The 9606-nt window shown below is 49.3% G+C and carries 13 protein-coding genes; 3 read left to right on the top strand and 10 right to left on the bottom strand.

The genetic code is table 11. The annotated features are described in order from the left end of the window. Positions 1 to 27: 27 nt before the first annotated feature. Positions 28 to 606, bottom strand: coding sequence for a Crp/Fnr family transcriptional regulator (locus BLS59_RS09470; RefSeq protein ID WP_091148252.1), 579 nt, complete (start codon positions 604 to 606; stop codon positions 28 to 30). Between the two features lie 60 nt (positions 607 to 666). Between BLS59_RS09470 and BLS59_RS09465 the strand changes: the two genes are divergently transcribed. Next, the gene (locus BLS59_RS09465; RefSeq protein WP_143014085.1) at positions 667 to 1122 is read left to right on the top strand and encodes a hypothetical protein; all 456 of its coding nucleotides are present in this window, start codon (positions 667 to 669) and stop codon (positions 1120 to 1122) included. A gap of 247 nt (positions 1123 to 1369) precedes the next feature. Here the strand turns inward: BLS59_RS09465 and BLS59_RS09460 are convergent, their stop codons facing one another. From BLS59_RS09460 to BLS59_RS09435, 7 genes are read right to left on the bottom strand one after another with little or no spacing between them, the layout of a single operon-like run. Further along, positions 1370 to 2086, bottom strand: coding sequence for a DUF72 domain-containing protein (locus tag BLS59_RS09460; RefSeq protein WP_091148249.1), 717 nt, complete (start codon positions 2084 to 2086; stop codon positions 1370 to 1372). 49 nt (positions 2087 to 2135) lie between these two features. Next, a complete protein-coding gene (locus tag BLS59_RS32465) occupies positions 2136 to 2261 on the bottom strand; it encodes a hypothetical protein (protein ID WP_262492940.1) in 126 nt (41 codons plus the stop codon). 46 nt (positions 2262 to 2307) lie between these two features. After that, entirely contained in the window at positions 2308 to 2865 is a 558-nt protein-coding gene (locus BLS59_RS09455) for a YciE/YciF ferroxidase family protein (RefSeq protein ID WP_091148248.1), read from the bottom strand. A 38-nt stretch (positions 2866 to 2903) separates the two neighbouring features. Then, positions 2904 to 3395 (bottom strand): DUF421 domain-containing protein, encoded by a 492-nt coding sequence (locus tag BLS59_RS09450; RefSeq protein ID WP_091148247.1) that lies wholly within the window; start codon positions 3393 to 3395, stop codon positions 2904 to 2906. Then, positions 3383 to 3868, bottom strand: a complete 486-nt coding sequence (locus tag BLS59_RS09445; RefSeq protein WP_091148245.1) for an inorganic diphosphatase — start codon at positions 3866 to 3868, stop codon at positions 3383 to 3385. The genes BLS59_RS09450 and BLS59_RS09445 overlap by 13 nt, the downstream gene beginning before the upstream one ends. Beyond that, positions 3850 to 4305, bottom strand: a complete 456-nt coding sequence (locus BLS59_RS09440) for a low affinity iron permease family protein (protein ID WP_317039756.1) — start codon at positions 4303 to 4305, stop codon at positions 3850 to 3852. Before BLS59_RS09440 ends, BLS59_RS09445 begins: the two co-directional genes overlap by 19 nt. Before the next feature lie 4 nt (positions 4306 to 4309). After that, complete coding sequence (locus tag BLS59_RS09435; RefSeq protein ID WP_091148240.1) at positions 4310 to 6511, bottom strand: hypothetical protein; 2202 nt, start codon at positions 6509 to 6511, stop codon at positions 4310 to 4312. 214 nt (positions 6512 to 6725) lie between these two features. On the opposite strand from BLS59_RS09435, the gene BLS59_RS09430 reads away from it, so the two are divergent. Both BLS59_RS09430 and BLS59_RS09425 read left to right on the top strand, forming a co-directional pair. Continuing rightward, the gene (locus tag BLS59_RS09430; RefSeq protein ID WP_091148239.1) at positions 6726 to 7091 is read left to right on the top strand and encodes a response regulator; all 366 of its coding nucleotides are present in this window, start codon (positions 6726 to 6728) and stop codon (positions 7089 to 7091) included. A gap of 51 nt (positions 7092 to 7142) precedes the next feature. Then, on the top strand, positions 7143 to 7526 hold the full coding sequence (locus tag BLS59_RS09425; protein WP_091148232.1) for a single-stranded DNA-binding protein: 384 nt from the start codon (positions 7143 to 7145) through the stop codon (positions 7524 to 7526). On the opposite strand, the gene BLS59_RS09420 is transcribed toward BLS59_RS09425, so the two are convergent. Next, positions 7523 to 8017, bottom strand: a complete 495-nt coding sequence (locus tag BLS59_RS09420; protein WP_091148229.1) for a CinA family protein — start codon at positions 8015 to 8017, stop codon at positions 7523 to 7525. The two genes, BLS59_RS09425 and BLS59_RS09420, sit on opposite strands and share 4 nt — an antisense overlap. Before the next feature lie 2 nt (positions 8018 to 8019). Further along, positions 8020 to 9594 (bottom strand): FAD-dependent oxidoreductase, encoded by a 1575-nt coding sequence (locus tag BLS59_RS09415; RefSeq protein ID WP_240315201.1) that lies wholly within the window; start codon positions 9592 to 9594, stop codon positions 8020 to 8022. Positions 9595 to 9606 lie beyond the last annotated feature (12 nt).

Genomic DNA, 9606 nt, shown 5'->3' with positions numbered 1-9606 from the left:
GGGTATTGCACGGGCGGCATTGCCCTTTTATTTATGAACGTACTGGCTCCTGATCCGGCTCAAAGTTTCTCTTGAAACCCCGAGGTAGGATGCGATCATATGCAAGGGGATACGGTAAAAAATATCCGGGAAGTGCGTTACAAAATTTTTATACCTTTCTTCGGCGGTGTAGCTGATTGCTCCCATTACGCGGTTTTGTATGGCATCGTAACTTCTTGCCAGCAGGCTATCAATAAAGTTTTTCAAATTGGGGATGGTCTTTAATAACTGCCCGAAATCCGATTTATCGATCAGAATTACCTCGCAGTATTCCAGGGCGTCGATGTTATACCGGGATGGACTGCCGTTGTTATAACTTTCGCGATCGCTCATCCACCAGTTTTCCACCGCGAATCGGAGGATATGTTCCGTTCCGTCATCGCTGATGCTGTAAAGGCGCAGGCAACCCTTGACAATAAAACAGTTATAGTGGCAAACGCCACCTTCGTGCAACAGGTATTGCTTTTTTTTGATCTTCTTTTCCAAACTTACGGCTTGCACCGCTTTTATCTCTTCGGTGTTCAACTGTGCTTTTTCCGTTAAATATTTTTCGAATGCTTCAAACATAACCGGCCCTGTTTAACAAATCTATTCAAAAATCGCCCGCAGCGCAATGCAAGAGTAAAAATGATTGAATTATTAAAATCATTTTCTTATCCTTGCATGACCGACATTAAACGATTTAAGCTTTATTGGCTCTGCCACGCGATGACCGCGCCGGTAAAAAGCGAATACCTGTATTACTATGATGCGCAAACCAGAAAATTCTTTGCTTCGAGATCAGGTATTTTATTAGATATGATTGACCTGCCGGTCATAGAACCGGCGGCGCTTTTAAAACGGTTGGCGGACGAAAATTCAGATGCTTCGGAGATCGTAGAGATCCCGCGGCTGGACGTCCCGGATAAAGTCTCGGTCCAACTGCTGTTTCTGTCAAATTTCCCGGGTGTGATCCATGAAGATGCGCTCAAGTTAGCTGTTGAAAAACAGCCGGACAAAAACGGTTTTGTGCTGGATGTTGTACTTGGAGAAAACGTTGTGTTAGCACCTCTGATGCTCGAACCAGGGACCAAAAGATTATGAGTATTTTATTCGCTATTAGTAACGTGAGTGGAAAATCGCGTCATACGATTTACAAAGGCCAATTTAAGACTATTTTGCGATTTGGTCAAGAGAGCGTTGTTACATATTTGTTACTTGAGGGGTTATCGGCCGAGTGGCGTTTGAGACCAACGGCAGGTTTGGCGTAACACCGGTTTTTAACCAGTTAGGCGTGGCGTTTTAATTTTAATCGTATAAGATTAGTACTCTTTCTCGAGGGTAATTAAAATTAAATTAATTTCATCAATGTCCTGGCATTGGGGATAGCGGCTACAGCTGCGTCGTTATTAAAATAGCACCAGACCTGTTCCACGCCCGGCTTAGCATGAATGTTTTCAACGATCGCCGCCAGTTCCGCTTTGCTGTAAGACGAGCGGTAAAGTTCCGGTACGCCATGAAAACGATAATACACCACCGGCCCTGTTACCACGGGCGCTGCGGGCAGTTCCGGGTGGCTCATACCGCAAAAAGCAACGCCCCGCTGTCTTAAAGCCTCAAAAACATCATCGCGCCACCAACCGGGATGCCGGAATTCTAAAACGTTATCAAACCCAAGGTTCAGTTGATCCAGCACTCGCGCTAATCGTTCGGGCTCATAGCGGAAACGCGGCGGGAACTGGAACAGTACCGGCCCCAACTTATCCGTTAGCCCTTCGCGGATGGTGCCATAAAAATCACTGAGCATATCTACCGTGCCATGAAACTGCTTGAAATGTGTGATCGCTTTGGGCGCTTTGACCGAAAAACGGAAACCTTCCGGTGCCTGGTCATACCAGTGCTGCAACATCGGCAGGCGCGGAAAGCGGTAAAAGGTCACATTCAGCTCCAGTGTACCGAAATGTGTAGCATAATAATCGAACCAGCGCTTTTGCGCCAGGCCCTCCGGGTAGAAAGTCCCTTTCCAGTGCCGGTAGTGAAAACCTGAACAGCCGATATACCATTTCATAGATTGAAAACAAGCGCGCCCTCGCTTCTGTTTTTTTAAAATGGTTGTTTTACGGCCAAGTCTTTAAAGTGCTGTAGGTACGGATAAGTACCGGGTGGCCGTCGATATGGGCCAGGGTACCGGGGATGATCATTAGCGGCAATGCGGGCCGCAGTTTGAAATGTTGCGGTTCCATAAAACAAAAAACAGGGCCGCCCGCTGCGACCCTGCTGTGCTAAGTGTTATTCAACTTCCGCTGCCGCGGCTTCATTCACATAATTTTCAGCGACCTGGGTCAGCAGGCTGTCAGCATCTTTTTCTTCCGCCAGGGTGGCATCAAACAGTTCCTGCGCTTCGCTGTAACCGAGGGTGCCTGCTAAAGTACGCAATGTACCGTAAGAGGCGATTTCGTAATGCTCCACTTTCTGCGCCGCCGAAATGATCGCCACGTCGCGTACTTCGGTTCCTTTCTCCGTGTCCGATAACAATTCGGTGGCCTCGCTCAGCAAGCCTTCCATCGCCAAACATTTTTTGGCGACTGCTTTTTCACCAATAGAAGTGAATACGCTCTCCAAACGGGTCACATGATTTTTGGTTTCTTCCAAATGCGTAGTGATGGTTTGTTTTAAGTCTTCAGACGTGGCGCCTTTAATTAATTTAGGTAATGCCGAGGCCAGATGTTTTTCCGCCCAGTAAATGTCCTTGATTTCGTCCACGAACAATTCTTTCAAAGCGCTTTCCGCTTCCGGGGAGCGGCTGGCAGCTGCTGCCGCCGCTTTCTTGTTTGTTTTTGTAGGCATAATGATAGATTTTAATTTTTGTTGATTAAAAGCAAATTTTATTCCATTTTGATGGCACTGATATCACCGTTGCGTTCCATATAAACCTTGTCGATCTTTTCCATTTTTTCGGTCAGCGCGGACTTACGCACGCCCTGCATGATGTCCTCCTGGCAGACCAGCGCCTGCTTCATGTTTTCGTCCAGGAACCGGCCGTTTTTAAATAATTCGATCTTATCGCCTTCAATAAAGCGCCCGAAGGCTTTGCTGTGGGCGATCAGCCAGCCAAACAGCCGGTGGAGCAGTACGATCACAAAGCAGCAAACGATGACCGGCACGAAAGCGGAGGCACCAACCACCGCCCGGCTCATAATCGCGCCGAGCGAAATGCTGATGATATTATCCAGCGGCGTGCGCACTCCGAAAGAGCGCCGGCCCGAAACCCGGATGAGGATCAGCGCGATAAAAAAAACGACGATGCCGCGGCTGCTCATTTGCAGCGCATTGAGGTCCTTACCCTCGCCAAATAAGGTGAACATTAATTTTTCCATAGCAATTGTTTTGCGGCGTCGGCTTCGAGCCGTTCCAGTACCCGGAACCGCTTGCCGGCCTGTCGGTTATAATTTTCAAAAAAAGCCTCCGTCTGTGTCAAAATATCTTCCGGCAGATCAGCCAGTGTCTTTACTTCTTCAAACTGCCGGGACACAGCCGACACGCCGATAAAGCGGTCGTTGCGCATTTGCTGCCCATCCCGTTCGGTCTGCTCGGCCGTCAGCGCGCCGATCAGGCGGCAATCCAGCAAACAGCCCGGGAACGTGCCGCTTTCCGACAGGACGATCACATCCAGCGGGTCACCATCTTCGCCCTTCGTGTCGGGGATCATGCCGAAATCAAAAGGAAACATCAGTCCCTCAGGCAATAGCTTGCTCAGCTTCATGCGCCCGCTGCCGGGTTCAAAGTCAAACTTCTGGCGATAACCTTTCGGCGATTCGACCAGCACAGTGATCAGTTGTTCTTTTTCCATTTTTGTGTTTTTTGCTGATTGTTCTCTTCGGCCGCATCGATAGAATGCGTCTGGGTCAGGTCGTTTTCTTTTTGCGCCAGTTCCGAAAGCCGTATATAGAACTTATACAAATGATCCAGTTCTTCTTCCGTCAGGTCCTCGATATTGACCATGCAGTTACTCGTGCCCTCGTGCGAGGCCAACAGCTCATTCAACTTTAGATGAATGGCTTTTGAATCTTTATTTTGTGCTTTCTGGATCAGGAAAACCATCAGGAAGGTAACGATGGTCGTGCCCGTATTGATGATTAGTTGCCAGGTGTCTGAATAGTTAAATACCGGACCGGTGATCAGCCAGATGACAATAACACCGATAGCGATCAAAAAAGCCGCCGAACTGCCGGTCGCCGCCGTCGCCCAGTTAGAAAAGTCTTCGAAAAAATTTCGCTTCTTTTTCATCATATTACTTCCAGTTAATATGAATTTCACTATCACCGGGCACCATAAATTCCAGGTGACCCTCCTTTGTTTTTTTTCCCTGAAGCGCTTCGCCAGCCGCGGTAACCGTGAATGCCGGCATTTTACCTTTGTCCGTCCTGACCAGCATCAGCCGGCAGTCCAGCCTGCCGTCCCCTGCCAGTTTAAATTTCGCCGGACGGTGCTTCTTCGGAGAAAAGCCATAGGTCGGGTAATCCGTATAGATGATAAAGGGCTGCCCGTCCACCTGCATATAATGCCGCGGCAGGATACCGAACGCATTACCTGCGCCGTAGACCTCCTGCCCGACCTCGCCCGACTTTTCCCAACCGTCGTGCATATCTTCCAATGCGATCCAAAGGTTGGCGTCCACCTCGCCGGTCTTTACTTCTTCGGATAACATCTCTTTGGGCAGCATGGTCGGGTAATAATAGACCGCGCGATCAACCAGGAAACGGATATATTCCGCCAACAATAGGCGGACCGACGGCAGGATGTCCTGGCCCTCGGCGTGTTTCAAATAATCATGAAAAGCGCAAAATACTTCCTGCTCCTCGTACACCGCCGTATAAGGCGCGTCATTCAGCGGGAACAGCGCGAAGAAGGACGGGAAGTTTTTACCGTAGCCATAATTGCAATCCCATAAACTGACATTCTTGAAAATATTGGCCAGGCATAAATAGCTCAGCTCTTTATAAACTTCTTTTTTGGTGATCTTATATAAACGCAGTAAGGCGCCCGCCGAAAAAGAAGTATTGTTAGCCTGGTAAAACAATTCAAAGCCCAGTCCGCGCAGGCGTTGGGCCGCTTTTTCGGCTTCCGCTAAATACCGTTTCTTACCGGTCAGTTCCCAAGCTTGCAAAAGCACGTGCGCATACAAGCCCGGCACATCCTTTTCCCCTCCTTTGCCCGGCTGGGTCTCGGCCTTGACCACTTCCAGCGTATCCATTTTATAAAACACGGGCCAGTTATAATCAAAATGATGCGCCACTTTGATGGCGAACTCCAGCGAATCCAGGAACAATTGTTCAGCCAGCTTATCACCTTTTAAGGCCAGACGCGACAAATTCAGCAGCGGGTGCTGCAAGTACCAGGAATCCATCACCATCGGTTTTTTGTGCTCTTCTTCGCCCTCCATCGTATCGGCCACTTTCGGGTGCCAGCGCATGATCGTACCCAAGTCTTTGTTATAAAAGGCCGGCAGTCCCTGCTTTATTTTCTTCATCACCGCCAGTTGCGTATCATTCCACTCTACGTAATCCAATAAGGGCAGCAACACAGCCAACTGCACCATGATCTCGGGCGGGGTGGCATAATCGCAGACATACGCATTAAAATAATGATTCCCATCCACCTGCGACCAGCAGCCCGGGCTGTCCTGCAGATCGGTCAGGCCTTTTTGCAGGATATCCGGCCAATGTATATAGTTGGTGATTGGTTTTGGCAGCGCCAAATAAACCGCTGCCAAAAGGTCCAGGTATTGCCTGACCATCGCCGCTTCGTCCGCCGGCACTTCTCCCGAAAGCGCTAAAAAAGCATCGCTCAAGACATAGCTTTTGCCTGCCTCCAGTGGCTTATTCTTGATGGTGGGCGGCAAAGCGAAACCGATCTCGGGCCATTCCCCGCCAACCGTATCGCCCCCCGAGGTTTCGGTTGCCTCGTTATAATCCGCCAGCGCCGTCAGGTTTTGTAAATAAAGGACAGCACCGGCCTTTGGTCGGGTCATTTTAAAATAAAGCTGTCCCGAACGCGTGCCTACCTGCCTGACCAAAACCTCTCCATTAGCCAGCACATCACTGCCCGCCGAGCCTAAAGGCAGTATATCCCTCGGCCAGTAAGGAAACAATAAGGGTGCAGCCGGCGTCAGCGTCGTTGTATACCGGAATACAGGTTGCCCTTCAGCCGGGCATTGCACAACCACCTCGTAATTACCCAACAAACAAGCGATGTCCAGCCGTGCCGTGCCGTGTTTTTCGCTGACGCTGATCTTCAGGGTATCATTCGGCGAATAGGCCAGCCGGAAAGCGATACGGCTTCCGCCCGGCCAGCTAACGACCAGCCAGCAACTATCCTGCTGATCGAAGATCTTAAAGCCATAGTCATTGGCGGCCAACTCGAACAAAGGTTTTAAGCCTGCCTCATTCAGCGCGGCATTGGCATTCAATAACCAGGGTGAAATAGGGTCCATAGGTCAACATTTAAAACGTTATAAAAACGCTGTCCATTCTCAATGGTTTTAAATAAAAAAATTTCGCCTGAAGCAATATATGGCGTAGCGGCCGGGCCGGCTAAAGAATGACCTGAGCAACACGAAATATTTTTAATTGTCGATTAAAGTTCCGATATTGGGATTTCATCCTATCTAACCAGCCCTGCGTTAACTAGCAAAAAAAGTTACCGGCATGAAAAAGAAAAAGATCTTGTTTGTAGACGACGATACGGATACCCGTGATATCGTTTCATTCATCCTGGCAGACGCGGAGGTCGAACTCGTCCAAATTGCAGAAGCGCCTGACGTCGCCGAAGTCGCCGAGACTGAACCTCACCTGATCCTGCTGGATGAATGGCTGCCCAATAAAAAGGGTAGTGAATTATGCTTGGAGCTCAAAAGCAAAAAGCGTACCGCTCATATCCCTGTGGTCCTGATCTCCGCGGTTTGCGGCCTGGAAGAGATCGCCAGGAATTGCCATGCCGATGGGTTCATTGCGAAGCCTTTTGATATTGAACAGTTAAAACAGGTGGTGAGCGACTGTCTGGTGGCAGTCTAAAACCTTGCGGAATATTTGCTGTTAACATAAGTAAATTCAAACTTAAACGCTATGTCAGGGATCAATAAAGTCATCCTGGTCGGCCATTTAGGAAAAGATCCGGAGTTTAAATATATACAGGACAATGTAGCCGTCTTAACTTTCCCGCTGGCTACCTCGGAGTTCATCATAAAAAACGGTGTAAAAACGGAACAAACCGATTGGCACAACATAATTATGTGGCTCACACTTGCCGAAGCCGGATATAAGCTGCTGCGTAAAGGAAAGTTGGTTTATGTCGAAGGCAAAGCGCGCACCCGCGCTTTTGAAGATAAAGAGGGTGTCCGACGTTATACCACGGAAATTATACCGGATAACTTTACGATTTTGGGGCGCAAAAGCGATTTTGAAACGGATGAGCTGAATTCATCGCCGGCAGGGTCCTCGGAGCATTAAACCGCAATGTCCCTATTATTTTTCAATTCTGCGATCAGCAATTCCGCTGTCCCTATGATCGTTTGCCGGATCACTTCTTCACAGTTCTCGGCGAAAACTTTGCGAAAACTTGCTTCCCGCCCCTTGATCAGCGCAAAGACAAACATCGTCCCGACCGGTTTTTCCGGTGTTTCGCTGCCGCCCGGCGTGGTCAGCCCGGTCACGGTCACATAAATATCCGCGGGTATCAATTGACCGAGCCGGTAGGCCATCTCCCGCGTCACTTCCATCGACTCCGGCGTGAATTCGTCAATCAGTTCTCTGGGTACTTTCAACAAACTCATTTTCAGGTCCGCGTCATAACAGGCCAGCCCGCCTTTGAGCACTTGCCCGGATTCTTCGGTAAGCGCGAACTCCGAGCATAACCAGCCTGCTGTCGCGCTTTCCGCGAAAGCGATGGTCAGGCCCTTTTCGGCCATTAAATGGCTACAGGCTGCTATCTTCGCTTCCATAGTTAAATTTTTGCCAGATCCCGTGTGGCCGGACCGGTCAATACCTTGCCTTCAATATCATAACGGGCACCATGACAAGGACAATCCCAGCTTTTTTCTTCACCGTTCCAGTTCACAATACAGGCCGCGTGCGTACAAACAGGGCTGAGCGCATGAATAACACCTTCATCATCCCGGTAAGCGGCGATCTTTTCGCCGTCTACCTCAACTACCTTACCGGTTCCCGGTGCCAGTCGCTTCAACGAGTCCGTTTCGTGTATATTTAAACGATCCGCTACAAAATGATAAGCGACGTCGGCGTTTTCCTTCAAGAACTCACTAAAACCGCCGACCGGCTTGATCCGCGAGGGACTGAATAATTCTTCATATTTGCTGCCTTTTTCGCTCACCAAATCAGCCAGGATTTTACCGGCGATACTGCCCAGCATCATCCCGTTGCCGTTATAACCGGTCGCGCAGTAAATGCCATCAGCAGTCAGCGGCATTTGCCCGATATAAGGCAGACCGTCTACCGGCACATAATATTGGCTCGACCAGCGGTATTTCACCGACGAGATATTATAGTATTTCCGCGCATATTTCTCCAGGTCGGCGAATGCTTTTTCCGGGTCTTCATGGCCGGTCTTATGGTCATTACCGCCCACCAATAATAATTCCTGCCCCCCGATGTTATGCGTCCTAACATAATGATAAGGTTCCTGAGTGTCATAGATCAGCGCGTCCGGATATTTCCCGCTCTTTAATTTGACGGCGATCACATAGCTGCGGTAAGGCGCGCATTCAAAGTTGAACACATTGATGTTCGGCGGCATATGGGTTGCATAAATAACGGCCTTGGCACGAATGCCCGCAGCCGTATGGATGCCATCCCGGGTTTCCACACTTTCAATACGTGTATTTTCCAGGATCGTTCCGCCGGCTGCGAGATAAGCCTTTTGTAATCCCTGCAAATATTTCAATGGATGGAATTGCGCCTGGCCCGCCCAGGCCAGGGCCTTTTGAAACGGTACCGGCGTGGGCACTTCCTGGGTATAGGCCACCGGTACGCCAACTTTAACGGCGCCTTCATGAATGTCCGCTAATTGCTGCACCTCGTCCTCGTTTTCGGCATAAAGAAAACCGATCTTTGATTCATAATCACAGTCAATCTCCAAACTATCAATATTCGACTTAATCAATTCAAAACCTTCGTTAACCGCGTCAGCAAATATCTGCGCACCTTCCTTCCCGAAAGCGCTTTCCGCTTCTGTATAGGTCGTGTCCGCAAACGTATTAATATGCGCGCTGGTGCCGCCAGTCGTTCCGAAACCCATACTATGCGCTTCCGCGATCACCGTGTGCTTACCGGCTTGCTGTAATAATAATGCTGTAGTCAATCCGGTTATGCCTCCGCCAACGACCAAACAGTCCACCAGCCCTGTAGGTACTTGTCCCGCAGCGACTGGCATCGTTGCACTTTGCCAGGGACTTTGCAGTACCCCGTCTCTTGGAATGGTATTTGTTGCCATGTTTTTTTCCTCCATTAGTTTTCCAGCCGTTCCCAGCCATTCTACTTTTTGATCTTTTTTAAAACCCATATTAACTAAGGT

The organism is Mucilaginibacter pineti, assembly GCF_900101875.1.
In the GTDB taxonomy this organism is placed as follows: domain Bacteria; phylum Bacteroidota; class Bacteroidia; order Sphingobacteriales; family Sphingobacteriaceae; genus Mucilaginibacter; species Mucilaginibacter pineti.
Note: the sequence above shows the minus strand (reverse complement) of the source record. Positions and strands in the feature narration are given on the sequence as shown.

Coding starts and splice junctions, on each gene's coding strand:
- BLS59_RS09445 (WP_091148245.1), bottom strand. CDS start 3,868: ATGGAAAAAGAACAACTGATCACTGTGCTGGTCGAATCGCCGAAAGGT.
- BLS59_RS32465 (WP_262492940.1), bottom strand. CDS start 2,261: ATGGAACCGCAACATTTCAAACTGCGGCCCGCATTGCCGCTAATGATC.
- BLS59_RS09440 (WP_317039756.1), bottom strand. CDS start 4,305: ATGAAAAAGAAGCGAAATTTTTTCGAAGACTTTTCTAACTGGGCGACG.
- BLS59_RS09420 (WP_091148229.1), bottom strand. CDS start 8,017: ATGGAAGCGAAGATAGCAGCCTGTAGCCATTTAATGGCCGAAAAGGGC.
- BLS59_RS09455 (WP_091148248.1), bottom strand. CDS start 2,865: ATGCCTACAAAAACAAACAAGAAAGCGGCGGCAGCAGCTGCCAGCCGC.
- BLS59_RS09470 (WP_091148252.1), bottom strand. CDS start 606: ATGTTTGAAGCATTCGAAAAATATTTAACGGAAAAAGCACAGTTGAAC.
- BLS59_RS09425 (WP_091148232.1), top strand. CDS start 7,143: ATGTCAGGGATCAATAAAGTCATCCTGGTCGGCCATTTAGGAAAAGAT.
- BLS59_RS09460 (WP_091148249.1), bottom strand. CDS start 2,086: ATGAAATGGTATATCGGCTGTTCAGGTTTTCACTACCGGCACTGGAAA.
- BLS59_RS09430 (WP_091148239.1), top strand. CDS start 6,726: ATGAAAAAGAAAAAGATCTTGTTTGTAGACGACGATACGGATACCCGT.
- BLS59_RS09415 (WP_240315201.1), bottom strand. CDS start 9,594: ATGGGTTTTAAAAAAGATCAAAAAGTAGAATGGCTGGGAACGGCTGGA.
- BLS59_RS09450 (WP_091148247.1), bottom strand. CDS start 3,395: ATGGAAAAATTAATGTTCACCTTATTTGGCGAGGGTAAGGACCTCAAT.
- BLS59_RS09465 (WP_143014085.1), top strand. CDS start 667: ATGATTGAATTATTAAAATCATTTTCTTATCCTTGCATGACCGACATT.
- BLS59_RS09435 (WP_091148240.1), bottom strand. CDS start 6,511: ATGGACCCTATTTCACCCTGGTTATTGAATGCCAATGCCGCGCTGAAT.